This is a genomic window from Nocardioides sp. YR527, from assembly GCF_900101045.1.
GTDB lineage: Bacteria > Actinomycetota > Actinomycetes > Propionibacteriales > Nocardioidaceae > Nocardioides.
In genome coordinates, this window is sequence record NZ_FNFN01000009.1 from 1 (window position 1) to 22,220 (window position 22,220).

At 69.6% G+C, this 22,220-nt stretch carries 22 protein-coding genes; 14 read left to right on the forward strand and 8 right to left on the reverse strand.

Going from position 1 to position 22,220, the window contains the following annotated elements; all coding sequences use genetic code 11:
• Positions 1 to 104, reverse strand: a 104-nt coding sequence (locus BLT25_RS23920; protein WP_218131477.1) for a superoxide dismutase [Ni], incomplete at its 3' end; no start/stop codon positions are given.
• Between the two features lie 46 nt (positions 105 to 150).
• Positions 151 to 681, reverse strand: a complete 531-nt coding sequence (locus tag BLT25_RS23925; RefSeq protein WP_176884218.1) for a flavin reductase family protein — start codon at positions 679 to 681, stop codon at positions 151 to 153.
• Positions 682 to 937: 256 nt separating this feature from the next.
• Between BLT25_RS23925 and BLT25_RS23930 the strand changes: the two genes are divergently transcribed.
• The gene (locus BLT25_RS23930; protein WP_091051465.1) at positions 938 to 1,948 is read left to right on the forward strand and encodes a TerC/Alx family metal homeostasis membrane protein; all 1,011 of its coding nucleotides are present in this window, start codon (positions 938 to 940) and stop codon (positions 1,946 to 1,948) included.
• 74 nt (positions 1,949 to 2,022) lie between these two features.
• Here the strand turns inward: BLT25_RS23930 and BLT25_RS23935 are convergent, their stop codons facing one another.
• Complete coding sequence (locus BLT25_RS23935) at positions 2,023 to 2,664, reverse strand: TetR/AcrR family transcriptional regulator (RefSeq protein ID WP_091051918.1); 642 nt, start codon at positions 2,662 to 2,664, stop codon at positions 2,023 to 2,025.
• Between the two features lie 93 nt (positions 2,665 to 2,757).
• Between BLT25_RS23935 and BLT25_RS23940 the strand changes: the two genes are divergently transcribed.
• The 10 genes from BLT25_RS23940 to BLT25_RS23985 all read left to right on the forward strand — a co-directional run bounded on the left by BLT25_RS23940 (position 2,758) and on the right by BLT25_RS23985 (position 13,013).
• Positions 2,758 to 3,612: an alpha/beta fold hydrolase gene (locus BLT25_RS23940; RefSeq protein ID WP_091051466.1), complete on the forward strand. Its 855-nt coding sequence runs from the start codon at positions 2,758 to 2,760 to the stop codon at positions 3,610 to 3,612.
• On the forward strand, positions 3,609 to 4,604 hold the full coding sequence (locus BLT25_RS23945; protein ID WP_091051469.1) for a VOC family protein: 996 nt from the start codon (positions 3,609 to 3,611) through the stop codon (positions 4,602 to 4,604). The genes BLT25_RS23940 and BLT25_RS23945 overlap by 4 nt, the downstream gene beginning before the upstream one ends.
• The gene (locus tag BLT25_RS23950; RefSeq protein WP_091051470.1) at positions 4,601 to 6,307 is read left to right on the forward strand and encodes a bifunctional 3-(3-hydroxy-phenyl)propionate/3-hydroxycinnamic acid hydroxylase; all 1,707 of its coding nucleotides are present in this window, start codon (positions 4,601 to 4,603) and stop codon (positions 6,305 to 6,307) included. The genes BLT25_RS23945 and BLT25_RS23950 overlap by 4 nt, the downstream gene beginning before the upstream one ends.
• Positions 6,307 to 7,290: an amidohydrolase family protein gene (locus BLT25_RS23955; RefSeq protein WP_091051473.1), complete on the forward strand. Its 984-nt coding sequence runs from the start codon at positions 6,307 to 6,309 to the stop codon at positions 7,288 to 7,290. The genes BLT25_RS23950 and BLT25_RS23955 overlap by 1 nt, the downstream gene beginning before the upstream one ends.
• Positions 7,287 to 8,411 (forward strand): VOC family protein, encoded by a 1,125-nt coding sequence (locus BLT25_RS23960; RefSeq protein ID WP_091051476.1) that lies wholly within the window; start codon positions 7,287 to 7,289, stop codon positions 8,409 to 8,411. The genes BLT25_RS23955 and BLT25_RS23960 overlap by 4 nt, the downstream gene beginning before the upstream one ends.
• A gap of 28 nt (positions 8,412 to 8,439) precedes the next feature.
• Complete coding sequence (locus tag BLT25_RS23965) at positions 8,440 to 9,393, forward strand: fumarylacetoacetate hydrolase family protein (RefSeq protein ID WP_091051920.1); 954 nt, start codon at positions 8,440 to 8,442, stop codon at positions 9,391 to 9,393.
• A gap of 67 nt (positions 9,394 to 9,460) precedes the next feature.
• Positions 9,461 to 10,651 carry a sensor histidine kinase gene (locus tag BLT25_RS23970; protein ID WP_091051479.1) on the forward strand — a complete coding sequence of 397 codons (1,191 nt, stop codon included), beginning with the start codon at positions 9,461 to 9,463 and terminating at the stop codon, positions 10,649 to 10,651.
• The gene (locus BLT25_RS23975) at positions 10,648 to 11,319 is read left to right on the forward strand and encodes a response regulator transcription factor (RefSeq protein ID WP_091051480.1); all 672 of its coding nucleotides are present in this window, start codon (positions 10,648 to 10,650) and stop codon (positions 11,317 to 11,319) included. The genes BLT25_RS23970 and BLT25_RS23975 overlap by 4 nt, the downstream gene beginning before the upstream one ends.
• Positions 11,320 to 11,394: 75 nt before the next feature.
• A complete protein-coding gene (locus tag BLT25_RS23980) occupies positions 11,395 to 12,009 on the forward strand; it encodes a DUF2867 domain-containing protein (protein ID WP_091051483.1) in 615 nt (204 codons plus the stop codon).
• Complete coding sequence (locus BLT25_RS23985) at positions 12,006 to 13,013, forward strand: hypothetical protein (protein WP_091051485.1); 1,008 nt, start codon at positions 12,006 to 12,008, stop codon at positions 13,011 to 13,013. Before BLT25_RS23980 ends, BLT25_RS23985 begins: the two co-directional genes overlap by 4 nt.
• Positions 13,014 to 13,069: 56 nt before the next feature.
• Here BLT25_RS23985 and BLT25_RS23990 read toward each other — a convergent pair whose 3' ends face one another.
• Genes BLT25_RS23990 through BLT25_RS24010 form a run of 5 tightly spaced genes read right to left on the reverse strand, consistent with a single transcriptional unit; the run spans position 13,070 to position 16,740 of the window.
• Positions 13,070 to 13,396, reverse strand: a complete 327-nt coding sequence (locus BLT25_RS23990) for a putative quinol monooxygenase (RefSeq protein ID WP_091051488.1) — start codon at positions 13,394 to 13,396, stop codon at positions 13,070 to 13,072.
• The gene (locus BLT25_RS23995) at positions 13,393 to 13,881 is read right to left on the reverse strand and encodes a DUF1097 domain-containing protein (RefSeq protein ID WP_091051490.1); all 489 of its coding nucleotides are present in this window, start codon (positions 13,879 to 13,881) and stop codon (positions 13,393 to 13,395) included. The genes BLT25_RS23990 and BLT25_RS23995 overlap by 4 nt, the downstream gene beginning before the upstream one ends.
• Positions 13,882 to 13,893: 12 nt before the next feature.
• The gene (locus tag BLT25_RS24000; RefSeq protein WP_256328757.1) at positions 13,894 to 14,928 is read right to left on the reverse strand and encodes an NAD(P)-dependent alcohol dehydrogenase; all 1,035 of its coding nucleotides are present in this window, start codon (positions 14,926 to 14,928) and stop codon (positions 13,894 to 13,896) included.
• Positions 14,925 to 15,695: an iron-sulfur cluster assembly protein gene (locus BLT25_RS24005; protein ID WP_091051493.1), complete on the reverse strand. Its 771-nt coding sequence runs from the start codon at positions 15,693 to 15,695 to the stop codon at positions 14,925 to 14,927. Before BLT25_RS24005 ends, BLT25_RS24000 begins: the two co-directional genes overlap by 4 nt.
• A gap of 1 nt (position 15,696) precedes the next feature.
• Positions 15,697 to 16,740, reverse strand: coding sequence for an amidohydrolase family protein (locus BLT25_RS24010; RefSeq protein ID WP_091051495.1), 1,044 nt, complete (start codon positions 16,738 to 16,740; stop codon positions 15,697 to 15,699).
• Positions 16,741 to 16,894: 154 nt separating this feature from the next.
• On the opposite strand from BLT25_RS24010, the gene BLT25_RS24015 reads away from it, so the two are divergent.
• The 3 genes from BLT25_RS24015 (at position 16,895) to BLT25_RS24025 (ending at position 22,205) form a co-directional block, all read left to right on the forward strand.
• Positions 16,895 to 18,367 (forward strand): AAA-type ATPase lid domain-containing protein, encoded by a 1,473-nt coding sequence (locus BLT25_RS24015; RefSeq protein WP_091051498.1) that lies wholly within the window; start codon positions 16,895 to 16,897, stop codon positions 18,365 to 18,367.
• A gap of 90 nt (positions 18,368 to 18,457) precedes the next feature.
• A complete protein-coding gene (locus BLT25_RS24020; RefSeq protein ID WP_091051500.1) occupies positions 18,458 to 20,065 on the forward strand; it encodes a serine/threonine-protein kinase in 1,608 nt (535 codons plus the stop codon).
• A gap of 82 nt (positions 20,066 to 20,147) precedes the next feature.
• Positions 20,148 to 22,205 (forward strand): protein kinase domain-containing protein, encoded by a 2,058-nt coding sequence (locus tag BLT25_RS24025; protein WP_176884220.1) that lies wholly within the window; start codon positions 20,148 to 20,150, stop codon positions 22,203 to 22,205.
• Positions 22,206 to 22,220 lie beyond the last annotated feature (15 nt).

A 22,220-nucleotide genomic window follows, 5' to 3' on the forward strand; every position in this document is an offset into this window, starting at 1 on the left:
GCCTTGACGGACTCGGCCTCGATGCGGGCCTGGGCGGGGTCGTAGACGCCGCAGGGCAGGTCGCAGTGGGCCGAGACCTCGATGGTGGGAGCGAACAGACGCATGGTGGTGCCTCTCGTGATGTGGTGGAGAGACCGTCGAGGTCGACGGTCAGGAAGCCTTCTCGGGCAGGATGCGGTCGAGCGGGAGGGTGCTGACGGACGGGCCGAGCGACCAGTAGCGCCGGTCGTGGTGCAGGAGCGGGTCGGCCGACTCGCCGAGGTCGACCGCGTCGATCTCGAGCAGCACCAGCCACGCCTCGCCGGCGGGGACGACTCGGGCCACGCGGCCGGTGAAGCTGGCCGCGGCGTCGTTCAGGACCGGCGGCTCCCCGGGTGGGAGCGTCCAGCCCTGGGCGAGGGTGAAGCGGGGCGCGGTGCGGTCGGCGAAGGCTGCGGCCACATCGGCCTGGGACTCGGTCAGGACGTGCACCGCGAGGCGGTCGCTCCCGGTGAGTGCCGGCCCGGAACGGCCGGACCGGGAGACCGAGAACGACAGCATCGGCGGGTTCGCGCTGACCGAGGCCACGCTCGACACCGTCGCTCCGACGGGTCCCGTCTCGGTCGAGGCGGCGACGATGGCCACGCCGGTGGGGTATCGACGGAAGCCGGCCTTGAACTGGTCGGTGAGTGTGTCGCTCACACCCCCTCCTCTCTCTGTTGGCAGTGACGCTAAAACATCAAGTCCAGTTGAGGTCCAGTCATCCACGGTGTGATCGCCGACTCATCCGTTTGTCCGCGGCTGAGATCATCTGGAGGGGTCGGGAGTGCTACTTGTTAGACTAGTTAAGCGCTTGTCATACAACCTGGGGTTGGCCTGCTACGACTTCGAGGCTTGGACCTCGGTCGCCTAATCTTCCCCAAGAACCGCTCTGCCTCACGATCTAAGGAGTCCCTTCGTGGACGTCTCCCCGCTCATCTGGTGGTTGACCATCGGCATCGCCAGTGCCGTGCTGCTCTTCGATGTGCTCGTCATCGGCCGACGACCGCACGAGCCTTCGCGTCGGGAGCTGATCGTCGCGCTGAGCGTCTACATCGGCCTGGCGATCCTGTTCGGCATCGGGGTCTACGTGTTCGCGGGCCATGAGTTCGGCACGCAGTTCTTCGCGGGCTGGGTGACCGAATACTCGCTCTCGGTCGACAACCTGTTCATCTTCATCATCATCATGTCGAAGTTCGCGGTGCCGAGGCAGTACCAGCAGAAGGCGCTGCTGATCGGCATCATCCTCGCGCTCATCTTCCGCGGCATCTTCATCGCGGTGGGTGCGGCGGCGATCGAGAACTTCAGCTGGGTCTTCTACCTGTTCGGTGCGTTCCTGATCTACACCGCGGTCAAGCTGGCCATGGAGGGTGGCGAGGACGAGGACGAGTACGAGGAGCCCGCCGTGGTGAAGTTCCTCGAGCGCCGCATCCCGCTGACCTCGCAGTGGACCAGCGCGAAGATGTTCATCCGTGAGAACGGCAAGCGGGTCGCGACCCCGATGTTCGTGGTCATCTGCGCCCTCGGCACCACCGACCTGCTGTTCGCGCTCGACTCGATCCCGGCGATCTACGGTCTGACCAACGAGGCCTACCTGGTCCTGACCGCCAACATCTTCGCGCTGATGGGTCTGCGCCAGCTCTACTTCCTCATCGGTGGCCTGCTGGAGCGGCTGGTCTACCTGTCCTACGGCCTGGCGATCCTGCTCGGGTTCATCGGCCTCAAGCTCGTCTTCCACGCGCTCCACGAGAACGAGCTGCCCTTCATCAACGGTGGCGAGCACGTCGAGTGGGCCCCGGAGGTCTCCATCGAGGTCTCCCTCACCGTGATCGTCGGCATCCTGGCCATCACCACCATCCTGAGCCTGCTGAAGTCGCGCAGTATGACCGCGAAGGAACGCGACGACGCCACCGGCCCGCGCAGCATGTGACGCTTCGTCGACAGCCCGGCTGAGCCGGGACAGCCCGCAGGCCCGCTCCGATCGGAGCGGGCCTGCGGTCGTTCTCAGAGCTCGGGCTGCGGCGGCAATGGCCGCGAGCACAGGTCCGTGGCCTCCTGCTTGCTCATCCCGAAGGCTCGCAGGAGGCGTTCGGTCATCTGGTCGGACAGGGCTCCGGCGTCCGCGTTCGGCTCGGTCTCGAGCAGCTGGAGCAGGCCGAGGAGTGCGCCGCCGGCGGTCATGAGGGCGAGCTGGAGGTTCTCGATGTCGAACCGGCCGGCGGCGACGCCCGCCTCGATGTCCCGCAGGGCCCTGGGGGCCAGTCCGCGGTCGTGGATGAGCACGCGCATGCCCTCGTTGAGGATGACGCGTACGAACTCGGGCAGCTGCCGCTGGAGACGCCCGGTCATGCGGAAGCTGACCGCGAAGACCTCGGCCGGATCGTCGTACGCAGCGACGAGGTCCTCGAGCAGGGTGCCATAGGTCTCGAGGACGCGAGCGACGGCGGTTTCGAAGAGCGCTTCCTTGCTGTCGAAGTGGTTGTAGAAGCTGCCGAAGCCGACGTCGGCCGCATCGGTGATCTGCTGGATGCTCACGTTGGGTTGGCGGTTGGCGAGGAAGGTCGTCGCGGCCTGGAGCAACGCGTTTCGCGTGCGTTCCTTGCGTCGATCGATCCGCGACGGTGGCGACGTCGGTTCCGAGGTCATGGACCGGAGCATAACTGATGATGTCATCAGAAACTCTTGACAGATGGAACCATCGTTAGTGATGATCTCATCAGTTACTGTCGAAGGAGACTGATGCCCACCGTGAACGACCTCACCGAGCGCACCGTCCGTGTCGGACGCCGCGACATCTTCCTCACCGAGGCCGGATCGGGTCCTCCCGTGGTGCTCCTCCACGGTGGCGGCGCCGGCGCGACGGGCGCGTCGAACTACGGACGGAACATCGACGCCCTGGCCGAGCACTTCCGCGTGATCGTCCCGGACATGCCCGGCTACGGGCGCTCGACGAAGGAGATCGACCACGAGGATCCCTTCGGTGACCTCGCGTCAGCCGTCCGTGGCCTCCTCGACGAGCTCGACATCGACCGGTCCCACCTGGTCGGGAACTCGTACGGCGGTGCGGCGGCTCTCCGCCTGGCGATGGAGACCCAGGACAAGGTCGATCGACTCATCCTGATGGGGCCCGGCGGCATCGGCACCACCCGGGGCCTGCCGACCAAGGGCCTCAACGCTCTGCTCGACTACTACGGAGGCGAGGGGCCGACTCGAGAGAAGCTCACGACGTTCATCCGCGACTACCTGGTGTTCGACGGCGCTGCCGTGCCCGACGAGCTGATCGAGCTGCGCTATCAGGCCAGCATCCAGCCGGAGGTGGTCGCCAACCCGCCGCTGCGCCGACCGTCCGGCCCTTCCGCGCTGCGGACGCTGTGGCGAATGGACCTGTCCCGTGACCGCCGCCTGGCCGAGGTGCAGGCGAAGACGCTGGTGATCTGGGGCCGCGACGACCGGGTCAACCGTCCCTCCGGTGCGCAGCTGCTCGCCCGCACCATGCCGAGCTGTGACGTCTACCTGGCCGCCAACACCGGCCACTGGGTCCAGTGGGAGCAGGCCGCGCTGTTCAACGAGCTGGCGAGGGCGTTCCTGTCGTGAGTGTCTTCGGCAAGGTCCAGCTCGGCTACCTGGTGGTCGAGTCGCAGCGCTTCGATGAGTGGCGGAGCTTCGGGTCCGACGCGATCGGACTGCACGTCGACGAGCTCGGCGCCGACACGATGAGATTCCGTCTCGATGAGCGCGAGTGCCGCTTCCTGATCCAGCGTGGTCCCGCCGAGGACCTCATGGCCATCGGCTGGCACATCACCGACCACGAGACGTTCGACCGCGTCATCGGCCGGGTGACGGACCGGGGTGTCCCGGTCGTCGAGGGTGCGCCGGAGGAGGCGGCCCTGCGGGGGGTCGAGCGACTGTGGCGCTTCCCGGGGCCCAAGGGGATCGTCCAGGAGATCTTCACCGTCGCCCGCGACTCTCCGGATCCGCTGCGCATGACGACCTCGGCGTTCGTCACCGGCGACAGCGGCATGGGCCACGTCGCGATCACCTCGCGGGAGCCACTCGCGATCCATCGCTACTACGACACGGTCTTCGACTCCCGGCTGACCGACTACATCGACGAGAACATCGGGGGGCTGACGCTCAGGATCCGGTTCCTGCGGGTCAACGAGCGGCACCACTCGATCGCGGTCGCCAACGTCCAGGGCCTGAAGATCGAGCCGGTTCGTACGCGTTGCCAGCACGTCAACATCCAGGCCGGGACGCTCGACGACATGGTGGGTGCGTACCGCCGTGTCCTCGACCTCGGCTTCAAGATGGCCTGGTCCATCGGACAGCACACCAACGACAAGGAGCTGTCCTTCTACTGCGTGAGTCCGTCGGGCTTCGAGGTGGAGGTCGGCTGGAACCCGATCGTCATCACGCCGGAGCTCGAGGAGGCCTGGCAGGTCGCCACTCATCAGGGCATCAGCATCTGGGGCCACCAGACGGTCGACCCCGGCATCGTCGACAAGCTCGGCCAGCTCCGCCAAGCAGCGAGCCATCTGCTGCGGCCCGAGATCACCGTCCCTGCCCTGAGTGGAGCACCTGCATGAACACCTACGACATCGCCGTCGTCGGTCTCGGCCCGACCGGCCTGACGCTTGCCCATCTGCTCGGCCGGCGCGGCCTGTCCGTGCTCGTCCTGGAGCGCGAGCCGGAGTTCTACGGCAACGCGCGGGCCGTCTACACCGACGACGAGGCACTGCGGGTCTTCCAGACCGCGGGGGTGGCTGACGAGATCCATCAGGACATGAACGTCGACTCCGCCGTGCAGTGGGTGAAGTCCGACGGAACGACCCTGGTCCAGTTCCGCGAGACCCAGCGGCCCCTGTGGTGGCCGGTCGTGAACTTCCTCTACCAGCCCTATCTGGAGACCAAGCTCGAGGCGCTGCTCGACCGCTACCCCCACGTCGAGGTACGCCGCGGGCGTGAGGTCCTCGGGTTCACCCAGGACGACGCCGGTGTCACCGTCCGGCATGCCGCTGCCAGCGGGAGCCGGTACGGCAAGCGTGAGAACGTCGTCGACGAAACCGCTGACGAGACAGCGCGCGTGGCGTACCTGATCGCCGCTGATGGGGGACGCAGCGTGGTGCGGACCCAGCTCGGCATCGAGATGTCCGGCAAGAGCTTTCCCGAACGCTGGCTCGTCGTCGACCTCGAGGGCAAGGACGCAACCGGGGGTGCGAGCACCGACGCCTTCCGTCACCTGCCGTACTTCGACTTCGTCTGCAGCCCGGACATGCCGACGGTCAGCTGCCCGCAGCCGGGTGGTCACCACAGGTTCGAGTTCGCGCTCGACGATGCCGACGACAAGGCGTACTTCGAGTCCGACGAGATCGTTCGCCGGCTCGTCAGCACGTACGTCGAGCTGGACCAGGTCGAGGTGAAACGTCAGCTCGTCTACACGTTCAATGCCGTCACCGCCGACCGCTGGCGCGAGGGCAGGGTGCTCCTCGCGGGCGACGCCGCGCACATGACCCCTCAGTTCATCGGTCAGGGGATGAACGCCGGCGTGCGAGACGCCGACAACCTCTCCTGGAAGCTCGAGGCGGTCGTGCGGCACGGCGCGGACCCGGCGATCCTCGACACGTACGAGACGGAGCGGAAGCCGCACGCCATGGCGATGATCGCGCTCTCGGTCTTCAACAAGTCGCTGGTCTCGATCAAGCAACCGATCGCGGCGAAGGCCCGCGACGCCGCGATGTGGACGGCGCTGCGGATCCCCTGGCTCGGCAGCTGGATCGAGCGGGCCGGCATGAAGCCGAAACCCCGCTTCGCTCGAGGCAGGTATCTCGGGATGCCCCGGGGTGTCCTGGGCGCCGAGGGAACGCTCGCCCCACAACCAGTCGTACGCCGCTTCGACGGCCGTCCCGTCCGATTCGACGATGCGGTGGGGATCGGCTGGGCCGTCATCGGCATCGGGGTCGACCCACGCGAGACGCTCGGCAACGACGTCGCTACCTGGGAGCAGGTGGGAGCGTCGTTCACGACGGTGTTCGCTCCGGGCGCACGTCCGCAGGGATCGGTGGGCGACGGCCGTCGCCGGGTCGGACTGGTCGACCTCGAGGACACCACCGGGGAGATGGGACGCTGGCTCGGTCGCCATCGGATCCGTTCCGGTGACGTGGTGGTCCTGCGCCCGGACAAGGTCGTGTTCGGCGCGGGCAGCGACGCATCCGCCCTGACCGTGGGCCTGCGGCAGTGTCTCGGGCTGTCCGAACGGAGCCTCGTCGCGCAACCCGCCGAGGCGATCTGATGCGCCGGCGACCTGGTCGAGTCGACGTGCACCACCATGCGGTCCCCTCGTTCTATCGACGTCTGCTGGAGGAACGTGGGCTGCGGCCCGGGGGAGTGGCCGTACCGGACTGGACACCGGGGAAGTCACTGCGCGTCATGGACCGCAACGACATCGCGACGAGCATCCTGTCCGTCTCCACGCCCGGAGCCTGGCTCGGGGACGACCGGCAGGCCCGTCTTCTGGCTCGCCGGCTCAACGAGTTCTGCGCCGGCGTCCTCGATGACAACCAGGCGCGTTTCGGCTTCTTCGCCACCCTCACGCTGCCCGACGTCGAGGGAGCGATCGCGGAGGCCGAGCACTCCCTCGACGTCCTCGGTGCCGATGGCGTCGTGCTGCTCAGCAGCGCTGCGGGTCGCTATGTCTACGATCCCGCCTTCGAGCCGCTGCTCGCGTACCTGCACGATCGGCGGGCCGTGGTCTTCCTGCATCCCGGGGAGCTGCCGGCGGAGCCGGCGCCGGGCATTCCTTCGTTCACCGCCGACTTCCTGCTCGAGACGGTGCGGGCGGCGTCCGGCCTGGCCCTCAGCGGTGCCATGGAGAAGTACGACGGCATCAGCTGGATCCTTGCCCACGCGGGCGGCTTCCTGCCGTACGTCAGCCATCGGATCCTGCTGACGATGCTTCGCGGCGAGCACAGGCTGTCCCAGGCGAAGGCCATGGTCGACCGCAGGCGCGAGACGAAGCGTCGGCTCGACCTGCTGCGCCGGTTCTACTTCGACGTCGCGCTCGCCTCGAGTCCGACGGCCCTGCCGAGCCTGACGGCGTTCGCCGACCCGAGCCGGCTGCTCTACGGCAGCGACTTCCCGTTCGCTCCAGCGCCTGCGGTGCGCTTCATGCGGCAGGAGTACGAGGACACGGCCGTCGACGCCGACCTCAGGGTCGCCATCGACCATCGCAACGCCCATGCCCTGTTCCCCCGGCTGGCGGAGGGGCGTCGATGACCACCCACCAAGATCTGCACGCCGATCCCGGCCGGCTGGCCGGGGAGCACCCCGGGCGAGCACGGAGTCCCGTCATCAAGGTCACCGACCTCGCCTGGCTCGAGCTCGCCAAGCCCGACCTGCGGCGTGCCCAGGTCTTCGCTCACGCCTTCGGGTTCAGCACCGTGAGCAGGACGGAGACGGAGCTGGTCCTGCGCGGCGCCGACCCCGGCACGCCGGCCGTGATCGTGCGGAAGGGACCGCGTTCGAAGTACCTCGGCGCGGCCTTCAAGGCCGCGGATGCCACGGACCTCGTTCGCCTTGCCGATGCCACCGGTGCAGCCGTACGCCCGTTGCCCGCCCACCTCGGCGGCATGACGACCGACCTGGTCGACCCGAGCGGGGCGCAGGTCAGGGTGGTCTCCGGGACGCACGAGCTCCCGGCGCTGGCACCGCAGGCCCCACTGACGATGAACACCGGAGCGGCGACGCCGCGCACGAACGTCGCTCAGCGCCCGCCTCGGGAGCCGGCACGGGTGCAGCGACTCGGACACGTCGTGCTGCAGACGACGAGATATCTCGAGACCCTCGACTGGTACCTCGAGCACCTCGGCATGATCGTCAGCGACTTCAAGTTCTACGCCGGTCAGCGAGAGCGCGGCCCCGTGATGAGCTTCATCCGCTGCGACCGCGGCGCTGTTCCGGCGGACCACCACACGCTCGCGATGACCCTCGGTCCCCGGAACCGTTATGTGCACTCGGCGTACCAGGTCAGCGATCTCGACGCGCTCGCCGCCGGAGGGGCGTATCTCCTGGACAGGGGATACGACCGCTCGTGGGGCATCGGACGGCACGTCGAGGGCAGCCAGATCTTCGACTACTGGCGCGATCCCGACGGCCTTCTCGTCGAGCACTTCACCGACGGCGACCTGTTCGACGACACGCTCGAGACAGGCTGGTCGGAGATGACCGCGTCCGGGCTTGCCCAGTGGGGACCGCCCGCCTCGCTCGACTTCATGGGCGTCTCGCCTCGACGACTGGACTCCTTCCGCGAGCTGACCTCCATCGGGATCGCCCTGGGCAGCCGCAACGAGTTCGACCTGCACCGGCTTCGCGGCCTTCTTGCCGTGGCTCGCACCTGATCCCTTCTCCGACAAGGAACCCGCGCTCATGCCTCTGTCAGTCCTCCGCACCGCCGACGCCTGGTGGGTGAGCACCCCACGGGGAGCCGCCCGGATCGACACCGATGCCACGACCACAGGTGAGCTGTTGTCGTCCCGGAGCGCGATCACCGCCGCTGCCTCGGCCACCGACACCGTCCCGGTCGAAACCCTCGACCTGCTCTCGCCGGTCACCACGCCCTGCAGGGTCGTCGCGCAGATGACCAACTTCCGCTCCCACGCGAAGGACGCCGGCATGAACCCGGCCACGGTCCCGTTGACGTTCTTCCGAAAGTCCTCGGCCTCGGTCAGCGGTCCTGTCGCGGACATCGTCCGTCCAGCCCATGTGACCCTGCTCGACTACGAGGTCGAGGTCGGGGTCGTCATCGGACGCCCGATCCCCGTCGGCACCGAGATCACGCCGGAGAACCACCGTTCGTACATCGCCGGTCTCGTGGTCACCAACGACATCTCCGCCCGGGACGTCCAGCTTCCGCAGACCCAGTTCTACGAGGCGAAGTCCTACCCGACCTTCACCCCGGTCGGTCCCGCGCTCGTGGTGCTGGACGCGGACGAGATCGACTGCTTCGACGGCCTCCGGCTCCGCCTCTGGGTCAACGGGGAGCTTCGTCAGGACATGTGCGTCGGTGAGGACATGATCTACAAGCCGCTCGAGGCGCTGCAGTCCTTGGCTCGCTTCCAGGATCTCGCCCCCGGCGACCTCATTCTCACCGGCACACCCGTCGGTACCGCCCTCTCCGCACCGCCGAAGGTGATCGAGATCCTCGGGTCGCTGCTCCCGCCCGCCACCAAGTGGCGCCTCTTCTTCCGCAGACAGGCGGGCAACCGTCGCTACCTTCGAGATGGCGACCTCATCGAGGCGGCGGTGTCCACGGTGGACGGCCGGGTGGATCTGGGACGGCAACGAAACCGGGTGCGGTTCGCCGCCGGCACGAGGACGTGACCTCCTGTCTCTTCGGCGCTCGACGATATCCGTGGCTGGCACGACGCCGTCGGCCTAGGGTGAGCGCATGACCGAGACACCTGCTCCCGGACCCCGCTGGCTCGGGGATGCCGGACAGGTCGTGCTGGCCGGGGCGCTCGCGCTGGTGCTGCTACCGGTCGGGTGGACCTCGGTGGTCGACGGTGAGGTCAGCACGGCGTGGGAGATCGCGCTGCTGGTGGCGCTGGCGGCTCTTCACGCCGCGGTGGCCACCGCCCGGCGCTGGCCGCTGCCGTCGTACGTCGTCGGGGCACTGGCCGAGCTGGTGCTGGTCGCCGCTCCTGACCTGGGCGGGCCGACGGCAGCGGCCGCAGGGAGCGAGTACGGGCCGGTGCTGCTGCCGAGCAGCCTGTGCTTCTTCGTGCTGCTCTACGCGGTGAGCGCGCAGGACCGGCGACCGTGGCCGGGGATCGCGCTCGGGATCGGGCTCGTGGGGTGCCTGGTGACCGTCGTACGTCTGTCGGGGTTCGACGGCACCGGTCTGCAGGGGTGGACGTGGTGGCTGATGGTGGCCACCGCCACCGTGGCGGCCACGGTGGCGGCGTGGGCTCTCGGCAGGTTCCGGGCGACCCGGGCCGCCTGGATCGACCAGCTCGCCGACCGGGCCGCCGCCGAGGAGCGCCAGCGCATCGCCCGCGAGATGCACGACGTGGTCGCGCACTCGCTGGCGGTCGTGGTCAGCCATGCCGAGGCCGGCCGGATGGTCGTCGGACAGCAGCCGGAACGGGCCTCGGGCATCCTCGACACCATCGCGACCACGGGGCGGGAGGCCCTCATGGAGATGCGCGGCCTGCTCGGCGTGCTCGGTGGCGAGTCATCTCGACAAGCTCGATACATCGCCTCGACCGAGCCGCAACCGGGGCTGGCCGACGTCGGCGACCTCGTCGAGCGGATGCGCGCGGCAGGGCTGACGGTCCGGCTGGAGGTGGACGAGCCGGGTCAGGTCGCGCCGGCCGTCGGGCTGACCGCCTACCGCGTCGTGCAGGAGGCGCTCACCAACGTCACCCGCCATGCAGGTTCAGGTGCCGTCGCGACCGTGTCGGTGACCCGTGTCGGAGGCCAGCTGACGGTCGAGATCAGCGACGACGGCGTCGGGATCCAGCGCCCGCCCGGCCGCGGTCTGCGCGGAATGCGCGAACGGGTGACCGCGGTGGGCGGCACCCTCGAGGCCGGGCCGAGCGGCGAGGGCTGGCGCGTGCGCGCCATGATGCCGCTATGAGCGAGATCCCGATCCGCGTCGCGATCGTCGACGACCAGGAGCTGATGCGCTCGGCGCTCAGGATGATGGTGGAGAGCCAGCCCGACCTCGAGCTCGCCGGGGAGGCGGCCGACGGTCACGAGGCGCTCGCCCTGGTGCGTACGAAGCGGGTCGACGTCGTCCTCATGGACCTGCGGATGCCCCGCCTCGACGGGATCCAGGCGACGGCCGCGATCACGGCTGAGCTGCCGGCGACACGGGTGGTCGCGCTGACCACGTTCGACCTCGACGACTACGCGTTCCCGGCGATCCGGGCCGGCGCCAGCGGCTTCCTCCTCAAGGACGCCCGAGCCGAGGAGATCGTCGAAGCGATCCGCACCGTTCACGCAGGTCACGCGGTGGTTGCGCCGTCGACCACCCGCCGGTTGCTGGAGCACGTCGCGACCGCGCCTGCGCCCGACAACGGTCGGGCCGCCGACATCCGGGCCACCCTCACGCCCCGCGAGCTCGACATGCTGCTCGAGCTCGCCACCGGCGACAGCAATGCCGAGATCGCCCGCCGCGTCCACCTCTCCGAGGCGACGGTGAAGACACATGTCGGCCACGTGCTCGCCAAGCTCGGCCTGCGCGACCGGGTGCAGGCGGTCGTGCTGGCGTACGAGACCGGGTTGGTCGGTCCCCGCAGCTGAGTCTCATCCCAGAGGCTGAGGGGCCCGCGACCTGAGGGCGACGAACCGCCGCCGGGCGCGGACGAGTGTGGAGACATGACCACACACGCACCCATCAGGACGAGCCCGATGCCCTCGGGCGCCTACTCGCGCCAGTCCTGGCGCATCCACGAGATCACCCACGACTTCGAGCTCGAGGACGTCTGGGCCCTGCCCGTTCAGGGCGGACCCGACGACTTCCCGGCCTTCGTCGAGGCCATGATGAGCGGTGAGGACCGCGACTTCCCGGCGGCGTACCGCCTCCTCTTCGCTGCCCGCTGGACGCTCGGCCGCCTGCTCGGCACCGACACGGACGAGCACGGCCTCGGCCGCCGCGTCACCTCGCTGCGCGACCGGCTGTCCGACCTCCGGGACCAGCCCGCACCCGCGCGCGACGCCAGCCCGTTCCAGCCGCTCTATCTGACGGATCGGGAGTACGCCGCCGAGATCGCCAACCGCACGATGCACGGTGTCCTGCACCTCGGCTGGGTCGAGGACGAGAGCGCGCCCGACGGCTACAGCGCGCAGATGAGCGTGCTGGTGCGGCCCAACGGGCTGTTCGGGGACGCCTACATGAGGTTCATCAAGCCGTTCCGCTACCTCGTCGTCTACCCGGCGCTGCTGCGCACGGTCGGCCGACGCTGGGAGACCGCTCAGGGGGTGGACCGATGAGCATCACGATGGAACGTACGCAGCACCGCTCCGTCGTGCTGCGCGCGGCGCCCTGGGTGGCCGGCGCCTGGGCCTTCGTCTTCGGTGCCCTGGTCGGGCTCGCCCTGCTGGGCAGGGCACCGGACCCGTGGGTCCCAGATGCCGCTTCGCCGCTCGGCGCTCTGACCGGCACCCAGATGTCCTGGGTGATCGCGGTGCTCGCGCTCCTCGCCCTGGTTGCCGGGGGCGCGGTCGCGAACGTGCGGACGCCGCGTACGACGAGAGCGACAGGGTGGCTGCTGATCGTTCTCGGGCTCGTCGTCGCCGTGGTCGTCTCCGACGTCCGCGCGCTGATGTTCCTCGGCTATCTGCCTCAGGTCCTGCTTGCGATGGCCGGGCTCGGACCGGGCGCCGGACAGCTCGAGTGGCGCCTTTTCGTCGACTCGGGTGTCGCTCTGGCGCATGCTGCCGGCGGGCTGGCCATGGTCGTCGCCGGTGTCACCCTGCTCGGGAAGGCCGAGCCTGGCAGGCGTCTGGACTGGGGCCGCTGGGCGCGCTGGGGGCGTCCTGCGGTGGCGGTCGCTGTCGTCGTACCTCTTCTCTACGCCGTTACCCGGATCGCCTGGGCGCTGAACATCCCGCTCGGGATCAGCCGCGAGATGCTGGACGACCTCGGCTCGGGGAAGTGGGCCGGCTTCGGGCTCGCGGCCTTCGCCGTGGTCGGGGCGGTCCTGACCTGGGGGTTGGTGGCGCGCTGGGGTGAGGTGTTCTGGCGCTGGGTGCCCCGCATCGGAGGGCGTCCGGTCCCGGTCGCGATGGCCCTCGTGCCGGGGATCCTGGTCGCCGGCACGGTGATGTCCGCCGGGATCTCCTTCTGGCGGATGGCGATCGCGGACGACCTCTGGAAGGTTCCCGGAGCCACTTCGGACTGGGGCGCATGGGCGCCGGAGATGCTCTGGCCGATCTGGGGCGTCGCGCTCGCCGTCGCCTGCCTGGCTTACCTGGGGCGGCGCACCGCGGTGTGATGACGTGCGGATCCCGCTTGACCTGGGAGCACCCAGGTCAAGCGGGATCGGTGGGTTCAGTCGGCGACCGCGAGCTCGCCGAGCTCGGACCACTCCGTGCCCGGGACGTTGGTGTTGACGATCCGCGGCGTCTCGGCGAGATGGCGCGGGAGGTCGGCCTGGGCCTGCTTGAAGTGGGCCGAGGTGACGTGGGCGGCGCCGGCGTCGTCGTCGGCGAACGCCTCGAGCAGGAAGTACTCGTTCGGGTCGTCGAGGCTGCGGGCCCAGTCAAACCAGAGGTTGCCGGGCTCGGCCCGGGTGGCCTCGGTGAACGGGCCGGAGATGACCGGCCAGTCCTCGGCGTACTCCGGCTTGATGCGGAAGCGGGCGGCGATGAAGATCATCGGGCTCTCCTTGGTGTCGAGGGGATGGGCTGTCCGGAGCGTTCGACCGCGTCCTGGATCCGCCGCCCGGCGATGTCCGAGAGCCACCCGAGCCCGGCCCCGACCACCAGCGCGACGAGCGTGCCGCCGAGGTCGAACGAGGTGCCGAAGATGACCGCCGTCCCGGCGAAGGCACCGGGGATGAAGGACAGCAGATCCACGGCCGCCTGCAGGCACAGGATGAACGCGACGAGCGTGACCACCAGGGCCACCGCGCCGGTGAAGGTGGCGTACGTCAAGACCAGGCTCGCGCCGTACCCCCACAGTGCGCCGGCGAGGTTGGCCGCGAGACCTTTCAGGAAGCCTTGGCGACCGCCTCCCGCGGCGAAGTAGCAGGCCCAGGCGACGAACCCGACCCAGGTGATGAGGGCGAGCTCGATGCTCACCTGGGTCCAGATGCCGGCGAGCACGCCGACCGAGATGCCGATTCCGAGGAGCTTCTTCATGTCGTCGCCTCCTCAGGGGACCAGGATCGCGCGGCCGCGGACCCGGCCGGCGTCGAGGTCGGAGATCGCGGTCTGGAAGTCGTCGAGGGCGTACTTCTGCGTGTGCAGCGTGACGGCCCCGCGGGCGGCGAGCGCCATCAGGTCGCACAGGTCGTTGTAGGAACCCACCAGGTTGCCGATGAAGTTGATCTCGGCCGAGATGATGTCGATCGTCGGCACATCGATGTTCTCGCCGTAGCCGACGACGTGGTAGTCGCCCGCCTGGCGGAGCATCCGCACCCCTTCGGCGGTCGCACCGCCCTCGCCGACGAAGTCGACCAGGACCTCCGCGCCGGCGCCGTCGGTGAGCTCGAGCACCTGGTCGACCTGGGTGCCCTCGGCGACGACGCCGTGGTCGGCACCGATGTCGAGGGCGAGCTTCACCGCGTCCGGGTTGCGGTCGACGACGATCAGCTCGGCCGGACTGAGCGCCTTGAGGACCTGGATGCCGATGTGCCCGAGCCCGCCGGCGCCGATCACCACGCACCGGTCGCGCGGGGTCAGCCGCCGGGCGGCCTTCGCGGCTGCGTGGTAGGCGGTCAGACCGGCGTCGGCCAGGGCGGCCACGTCGGCCGGCTCCAGGGAGTCGTCGATCTTCACCACCGAGCGCGCGGAGGTCTTCAGGTACTCGGCGTAGCCGCCGTCGGTGTCGATGCCGGGGAACTGGTTCAGCTCGCAGTGCACGTCGTCGCCCGAGCGGCAGGCCCGGCACAGCCCGCAGGTGATCAGCGGGTGCAGGATCACCTTGTCGCCCTCGGCGACGTGGGTGACGGCGTCACCGACCGCGTGCACCCAGCCGGCGTTCTCGTGGCCGATCGTGTAGGGCAGCGCGACACCGGACTTCTCCGCCCACTGCCCCTCCAGGATGTGCAGGTCGGTGCGGCACACACCGGCGCCGCCGATCCTGACCACGACGTCGAACGGTCCGGTCGGCTCGGGGGCCGGGACCTCGGCCATGGCCAGCGGCTGGTGGTAGCCGACCACCTGGACGGCTCGCATGGTGCTCATGATGATGCTCCTTCTCGGTGCAGGTCGGTCAGGGGTACGAAGGCGGGCGAGGTGACCTCCTCGCCGTAGCGCGTCGCCAGCAGGCCACGGCAGAAGTGCGCGTTGCCGTCGATCGAGATCCGGGTCGAACGCGCCCTCCGCAGCGCCAGCGGGATGTCGCTGGGCCGCTCGTTGTCGTGGTCGACCAGTACGTACGCCTCCGGCAGGTCGGGCAGCCCGAGGACCGCTCGGCGCCGCCGAAGTGAGGCGGTGAAGTCGTCGTCGGGCAGGTCTCCGAGACGGACCTCGCCCACGGCGTCCTCGGCCAGGTCCGGCTGCCCCCTCAACAGCCGGGTCAGGCAACGCTCGAGGGCCGCCGTGTGGGCCTTGCGGTGGAACGTGGTCCGCAGCTCGTCCAGGGACGACTCGGCCTCGTGGCGGAATGTGCCGAGATACCCGGCATCGGCCGCCAGCCCGGCGTTGATCAGGTCGGAGTCGTGGTGGTCGTCGAGCTCGACGATCACCTGGTCGGTCCACGGCAGCGCGGTCAGCGCGTCCTTGGCGTCGCTCGCCATCAGGTAGGCGAAGTTGGGCGAGCAGAACGACGTCGGCAGCCGCAGGTGGACCTCGACCCTGACCGTCTCGCAGTCCGGCCCGGTCGGGGAGGCGGTCAGCGACCGGACGAAGCCCAGGTCGGTGATGGGCTCGTCGAGCTCGGGGTCGACGACGGCGTGGAGCGCGGCGTACGCCTGGCTCTCGCGGGTGTTCTCGCAGGTCAGCAAGGTCATGTCACACCGCCGCGAGATCTGCCCGCTCGGGCTCGCGGGGACCCGTCGCGGTCTCGTCCGCCTCGGGCAGCCGCAGCTCAGCGGGCACCTCCAGGTCGTACATTTTCGCCGCGTTGAGGCCCAGGATCTTCTTCTTCTGCGCGACGGTGAGCGGGGCGTACTCCGTCATGTCCTCCGGGATCTGGAAGTCGACGAACCGCTCGATCAGCCACTTCGGGGTCCAGATCGCGTAGTCGGAGGAGAACTGGATCCGGTCCTCGCCGATCCAGTAGACGAGCTCGCCGAGGATCTGCGCGAAGTAGCGCGGCCGGGTGTGGATGAACGGCATCGCCACCGCCAGCCCGCCGTGCACGTTGGGCTCCTGGGTGGCGATCCAGCAGAAGTCCTCGAGCCGTGGCAGGCCGACGTGCTCGACGATGAAGTTGAGGTCGGTGAAGTCGCTGGCGACGTGGTCGATGTCGGCGACGTCGAACGCGTCGCGGTCCAGCGGCCGGATCGTCGGGCCCTTGTGGATGTGGATGTTGGTGATCCCGAGCTCGCGGCAGGCCTCGAAGTAGCGGTACGCCCACGGGTCGGTCAGCTTCCAGCCGCGCGACTCCCCGTGCCACTCGGCGGTGTAGAGCTTGACGCCCCGGAGCCCGAACCGCTCGGCGTCGGCGTGGAGCTGCTCGAGCCCGGCCTCGCCGTTGCGGGGGTCGAAGTGGTGGTTGTACGTCAGCCTGTCCGGGTGCTTCGCCGCCAGCTGTGAGGCCTCCTCGGTCTGCCCGAACCCGTTCGTGTAGAACTCGCCGAGGTGGGCCGGCTGGAAGATCGCGTGGTCGACGTAGCCGACCTCGAACAGATCGTGCATCAGCCGCTCGCCGCCCTGGTAGAGGTAGTCCTCGTAGGACCAGTGCTCCGACTCGGGGGAGAGGTTGCGGTGGTAGTCGTAGAAGCAGTCGATGAACTGCTTGCCGTGGATGTTGCGCTGGTTCTCCGGACGGGCGTCCCAGAGCGCGACGTGGGCGTCGACGATGAAGTACGACTCGTTGTCCTTGGTGTACATCAGGGTTCTCCGATCTGTGGCTTCCGTCACAGGACGCTAGGGCGGCCGGGGCGCACGGATCAGGGGTGCGGCGTCTCAATGTGAGACCTCGACCGTCTCAATCTGAGACGCTCGTCGGCCGTCGCCGCCGCCCGCCGGATGTAACGTCGATCACATGACCGGCCGCCACCCCATCGCGCAGCGCACCGCGGCTGTCGACGCGTCGGCGCTGGCACCGCGCGTACGTGCCTCCTGGCAGCGCAGCCAGGAGTACGGGGTCTCGGTCGAGGAGGTCGACCCGGTCTTCTCCGGCGCCTACGACCAGGAGTCGCTCTTCTTCCAATGCGGCCAGGAGGTGCTCGACGACCTCCACCGGACGCTCGTCGGCGAGCCGGTCAGCCTGATGCTCACCGACCCCGGCGGTCTGGTGCTCAACCGGCTCAGCGGCGACCAGCAGCTCCTCCGGGACCTCGACGCCGTCCACCTCGCGCCGGGGTTCAGCTACGCCGAGCGCGCGGCGGGCACCAACGGGCTCGGCCTCGCCCTGGCCGACCGGACCCCGACCGTGGTCCGGGCCGAGGAGCACTACTCGCTCTCGCTGTGCAGCTACACCTGCGCCGCCGCGCCGGTGATCGACCCGATCAGCGGACGCCTGGAGGGCAGCGTCAACCTGACCACCTGGTCGGAGTCGTCCCACGACCTGCTGCTCGCCCTGGCCCAGTCGGCGGCCAGCAACACCGCCTCGCTCATGCTCGCCCGAGCCCACGGTCGGTTCCCACGTCCGGCTCCCCGCGGCGAGGTGTTCCGGGTCGAGGCGCCCCGGCTGGAGCCGGGCGCCGGCAGCCTCCGCGACCTCTCCTCCGCCTGGTGCGAGGCGCTGGGCAGCGTGCGCGACGCGCTCCGGGTCGGCCGGCGGGTCGCCGTGGTCGGAGAGCCGGGGGTGGGTCGGACGACCCTGGTCGCCCAGGCGTTCCGCGACCTGCGGCCCCGCGACCGGATCCTGGCCGCCTCCGCCCCGGAGCCGGCCGACGCCGAGGCCTGGCTGTCCCTGTGGACGCCGGAGCTCGCCAAGCAGGACACCGCCGTGGTCGTACGCGACGTGAACACGCTTCCGGCCTGGGTGGCCGAGCGGCTGCACGCCCTCCTCGTCGAGGCGGCGCCCGGGGCGGTCGCCGGAGTGCCGTTCGCGATGACCGCCGAGACCTTCGACGGCATCCCGGCGGCCCTGTCCGACCTCGTCGACACCGTGGTCGAGGTGCCGCCGCTGCGGGAGCGGCCCGAGGACGTACTTCCGCTGGCGCATCAGGTGGGCCTGCGGGTGCGGGGCCGCGAGGTCGCGCTGACCCCGGCCGCGGAGCGGGCGCTGCACGACCACGGCTGGCCGGGCAACGTCACCGAGCTCGTCCACGTCGTCCAGCGGGCCGTGAGCGCCGGTGACCAGATCGATCTGCGCCACCTTCCCGCCGACGTGCTCTCCGACACCAGGCGGCCGTTGTCCCGGATCGACGCCTTCGAACGAGGCGAGATCGTCCGCGTCCTGACGCGTCCGGGGATCACCATGCAGGAAGCAGCCGCGGAGCTCGGGATGTCGCGCGCCACCGTCTACCGGAAGGTGCAGCAGTACGGGATCCGGCTCCGGCCGGGGTAGCCCGCGGGGGAGCCGAACTCTTGGCCAAGTCCAGGAAAACTCTCGGTTGAGGCCGGGGCGTCAAGGGTGCTCACCAGGGACTATGGACCCATGCGTATCCGTCCCCCACGCGCCGGTCGCCAGCATTTGAACCATCTGACCGGACAGGGCGGACCTGCTCTGAGCGGTCAGAACCTTGCCGGCCGGCTTGTCCAGCAGCACCCGTTCTCCCCTGACGAGGCCTCGGGCATCGTCGCGCAGGTCGCACGCCTCCTCGCCTCGGGCCACGCCGCGGGGCAGCTGCACGGAGACATCAGACCGGCCACCATCGGGTACGCCCCGGACGGCCGGATCGCTCTCGTCGGCGCGCCCGCGCCGCGCGGCGGAGAGGGCCTGCCGTACCTGTCCCCCGAGCAGATCGACCGCCGACGGATCGGACCGGCGAGCGACATCTACTCCCTCGGCGCCGTGTTCTTCGAGCTGCTCGTCGGCCGCCCACCGTACGCAGGGATCGAGCCCGAGCGGGTCGGCACACTGGTGACCGTTCCCGGCCACCTCGACGGCATCACGACCGCCATGCTCGACCCGGACCCGGCCAAGCGTCCCCGGGCCGACGAGGTGGCGACCGTGCTCGAGAGCGGGGTCGCCGCTCCGCCGAAGCGGATCGTGCGTCCGACCGACATCCGGGGCCCACGCCTCTCGCCCACGCTGCTGGGTGTGCTGATGGTCCTGATCCTGCCGGGGTTGGTCTTCGGTGGCTGGAGCACCCTCCGGGCCGGCGACAAGATGTCGGACATCGGCAGCGCCGAACCGCTGGCCGACATCTTGCCGACCAGCTTCCAGCTCGCCTTCGACCTCTCGATCGAGCGCGACGCGCTGCGGACCGATGCGGCACTGACCGAGGACTTCCTCCAGATCACCGACCGGTCCATCGACGCCTGGGCCGTGGCGGTCGAGAAGCTGGACACCGCCGGCGATCCGGGTCTGCGGCGGCGTACGGAGAGGTCGGCGGCCGCCCTCGAGCGGCTCTCGGACATCCGTGCGGCCGCCCGGGCGGGGAACAGGTCCGGCAAGCTGGCGGCCGTCGGGCTCTACACGAACGCGGTCAACGGGCTCTTCGACCTCGCCGTCGAGCTGCCGTCGTTCCGGGACGACGAGCTGGCCAAGCAGGCCCGGAACCTGGAGCTGATCGGGTCCGTCTCGGAGGTGCTCGGACTCGAGCGGAGGATCATGGCGAACGCCTTGCGCAACGAGCGGATCAGTGACCAGGGCATCGCCGACCTCAGCGCGGCCCAGGACTCCTGGGCGACCCACTCGGAGTCGATCTATTCGCGCGCCGATCCGGCGACGCGGCAGCAGCTCGACAGGATCTCGGGCCGGTCGTTCGAGTTCGGGTCCTACGCGGTCTCGTCCCAGCGTGCCGTCATCCGGGTGCTCAACGCCCGTGACGTCGAGGACGTCGTCAGGCAGTTGGAGGACAGTGGCGACAGCAGGCCCGTGGACCAGCTCTGGATGGCCGATGCGGCCAGCTACGTCCAGGACCTCAAGGAGGTGGTCGTCCATGCCGCCAACCGGCTCGCCGACGACATCGAGCGCGAGCACAGGGACGCCCAGAACCAGACGATCGCCTGGGGCGTCTTCTCCGGAATCGTGCTGGCGGTGCTCGCCGCGCTCGGCATCGCGCTGCTCCGAGCGCGAGGGCGATCAGTTGATGCGTAAACCGGCGACAATAGCAAAGATCGGCGGACTTCATCGGTGCGTACACGAGACGCACGGGGTGTGAGTCCGACAACATATGCGCATGCGAACGCGCCCCCCGATCGCAGGCCGATACCGCCTGCACCGACTGCTTGGACGCGGCGGGATGGGCGAGGTCTGGCAGGCAGCCGACATCAGGCTCGAACGCTGGGTCGCCGTGAAGGTCGTGGAGACCTCGGCCGACCCCAAGGTGACCGAGCGCTTCCGGCGTGAGGCGCTCTCGACGACGGCGGCCAGCCACCCGGGCACGGTGCAGGTGCACGACGTCGGGGTCGAGGAGACCGAGTACGGCAGCATCGTCTACCTGGTCATGGAGCTGCTTCCCGGCCCGACGCTGGCCGACCGTCTCGAGAAGCAGGGGCGGTTCACCGTCGAGGAGGCGAGCGAGGCGATGGTCCAGGTCGCGCGTACGCTCACCGCGGTCCACTCCTCCGGGATCATCCACCGCGACATCAAGCCGTCCAACCTCGTCTACGACGGCGACGGCCGGATCCGTGTGCTCGACTTCGGTATCGCCCAGCTGGCCAGCCACCAGGCCGAGCGGCTCACCTCGACTCGCCACGTGATGGGGAGCCTGCCCTACATCTCACCCGAGCAGGCTGCCGACAACGTGGTCGGCCCACCGAGCGACATCTATGCGCTCGGCTGCGTGTACTTCGAGCTGCTCACCGGACGCGCTCCGTACGCCGGCTCCGAGCCGGTCTCGATGATCTACCAGCACGTGACCGCGCCGGTCCCGCATGTCAACGACGTGGTCACGGTGCCGTCCCATGTCGACGAGTTCGTGGCGTCGATGATGGACAAGGACCCCTCCCGGCGGCCCACCGCCGGTGAGGTCGTCGCCTTCGCCCGTCGGCCCGAGGTCGTGCCCGCGGTTCCGGTCGGCAGCCGCGAGCTGCCCGCCGGGCTCAAGCCCCTGGCGCTCCCGTCGTCCTCGTCCTCGTCGTCCGCGGCTTCCTCAGCCCCCTCGGTCTCGTTGGTGACGGCGGTCGCCGGCGTGGTCGAGTCGGCGCAGCGTACGCCTCGGTCCCATGCGGCCCCGAAGCCGAGGTTCCTCCGCCCCCGGGTGTTCGCCGTGCTGCTGGTCCCGGTGCTGATCGCCCTGGTCTTCAGCGGGCTGACCTTCGCCGACGCGCTGGAGGAACGGTCCGTCTCCAGCCGCGCGATGACGATCGCCGGAGCGCTCCCGGAGAGCTATGAGCTCGGGATGGACCTCATCTTCGAGCGGGACGCGCTGAGCTCCGACCAGGTCCCGGCCGCGGTCCGGCAGGCCTATCGCCAGGTGACCGACGACTCGATCGAGGCGTGGCACGACGACATCACCAAGGTCGACCTCGCCGACACCCCGAGCCTGCGGGAACGGGTCGAGCGCACCTACACGGTCCTGAAGAGCATCGACGCCTACCGCACCGACCTCGAGGACGGCGACAAGGCGAGCACGGAGGCGGCGGTCGCCGCCTACACCGACACCGCCTACGAGCTGCTCGACTTCGCGACCGAGATGCCCAACATCCGCAACGAGAACATCTACAAGCAGGTCACCAACCTCAAGTACGTCAGGTCGGCGTCCGAGTCGCTGGGGATCGAGCGCACGTTGATGGTGCCAGCGCTGATGACCGGGAAGATCGACGAGGAGTCGTTGGAGGCGATGAGCGAGGCGCGTACGTCCTGGCAGCTCACCTCGCGCTCGTTCTACGGCGACGCCCCGAAGGCCACCCAGAAGGCGCTGGACAAGATCTCGGACGGCACCTTCGCCGACGGGTCGCGAGGCCTGGTGTCGCAGAACGCGGTCGTCCAGGTCATCAACGACGGCTCGCTCGCGGGCGCGGTCCGAGACCTGGAGACCCACGCCCCGGGGAGGCCGGCCGCGCAGGTCTGGTCCGAGGACATGACCCGGTTCATCCAGCTCCTCAAGGACACCATCGTGGCGATGACGCTGATCGTCTCCGACGATGTCGGCGAGGAGCACCGCGGCATCCAGACGAAGGTCGTCCTGAGCGGGGTGCTCGCGGTCGCGGCGCTCCTCGCGGCTCTCGCGCTGCTGGCCGGGATGTTCGTCCTGCGCCCGCTGCGTGGGCGCCGGCGGTCCGTCGACGGCTGAGCGGCGAGCCGTGGG

Excerpts from the sequence above, each read along its gene's own strand:
- BLT25_RS23935 (WP_091051918.1), bottom strand. The coding sequence starts at position 2,664 with ATGACCTCGGAACCGACGTCGCCACCGTCGCGGATCGATCGACGCAAG.
- BLT25_RS23940 (WP_091051466.1), top strand. The coding sequence starts at position 2,758 with ATGCCCACCGTGAACGACCTCACCGAGCGCACCGTCCGTGTCGGACGC.
- BLT25_RS23950 (WP_091051470.1), top strand. The coding sequence starts at position 4,601 with ATGAACACCTACGACATCGCCGTCGTCGGTCTCGGCCCGACCGGCCTG.
- BLT25_RS23955 (WP_091051473.1), top strand. The coding sequence starts at position 6,307 with ATGCGCCGGCGACCTGGTCGAGTCGACGTGCACCACCATGCGGTCCCC.
- BLT25_RS23960 (WP_091051476.1), top strand. The coding sequence starts at position 7,287 with ATGACCACCCACCAAGATCTGCACGCCGATCCCGGCCGGCTGGCCGGG.
- BLT25_RS23965 (WP_091051920.1), top strand. The coding sequence starts at position 8,440 with ATGCCTCTGTCAGTCCTCCGCACCGCCGACGCCTGGTGGGTGAGCACC.
- BLT25_RS23970 (WP_091051479.1), top strand. The coding sequence starts at position 9,461 with ATGACCGAGACACCTGCTCCCGGACCCCGCTGGCTCGGGGATGCCGGA.
- BLT25_RS23975 (WP_091051480.1), top strand. The coding sequence starts at position 10,648 with ATGAGCGAGATCCCGATCCGCGTCGCGATCGTCGACGACCAGGAGCTG.
- BLT25_RS23980 (WP_091051483.1), top strand. The coding sequence starts at position 11,395 with ATGACCACACACGCACCCATCAGGACGAGCCCGATGCCCTCGGGCGCC.
- BLT25_RS23985 (WP_091051485.1), top strand. The coding sequence starts at position 12,006 with ATGAGCATCACGATGGAACGTACGCAGCACCGCTCCGTCGTGCTGCGC.
- BLT25_RS23990 (WP_091051488.1), bottom strand. The coding sequence starts at position 13,396 with ATGATCTTCATCGCCGCCCGCTTCCGCATCAAGCCGGAGTACGCCGAG.
- BLT25_RS23995 (WP_091051490.1), bottom strand. The coding sequence starts at position 13,881 with ATGAAGAAGCTCCTCGGAATCGGCATCTCGGTCGGCGTGCTCGCCGGC.
- BLT25_RS24000 (WP_256328757.1), bottom strand. The coding sequence starts at position 14,928 with ATGAGCACCATGCGAGCCGTCCAGGTGGTCGGCTACCACCAGCCGCTG.
- BLT25_RS24005 (WP_091051493.1), bottom strand. The coding sequence starts at position 15,695 with ATGACCTTGCTGACCTGCGAGAACACCCGCGAGAGCCAGGCGTACGCC.
- BLT25_RS24010 (WP_091051495.1), bottom strand. The coding sequence starts at position 16,740 with ATGTACACCAAGGACAACGAGTCGTACTTCATCGTCGACGCCCACGTC.
- BLT25_RS24015 (WP_091051498.1), top strand. The coding sequence starts at position 16,895 with ATGACCGGCCGCCACCCCATCGCGCAGCGCACCGCGGCTGTCGACGCG.
- BLT25_RS24020 (WP_091051500.1), top strand. The coding sequence starts at position 18,458 with ATGCGTATCCGTCCCCCACGCGCCGGTCGCCAGCATTTGAACCATCTG.
- BLT25_RS24025 (WP_176884220.1), top strand. The coding sequence starts at position 20,148 with ATGCGAACGCGCCCCCCGATCGCAGGCCGATACCGCCTGCACCGACTG.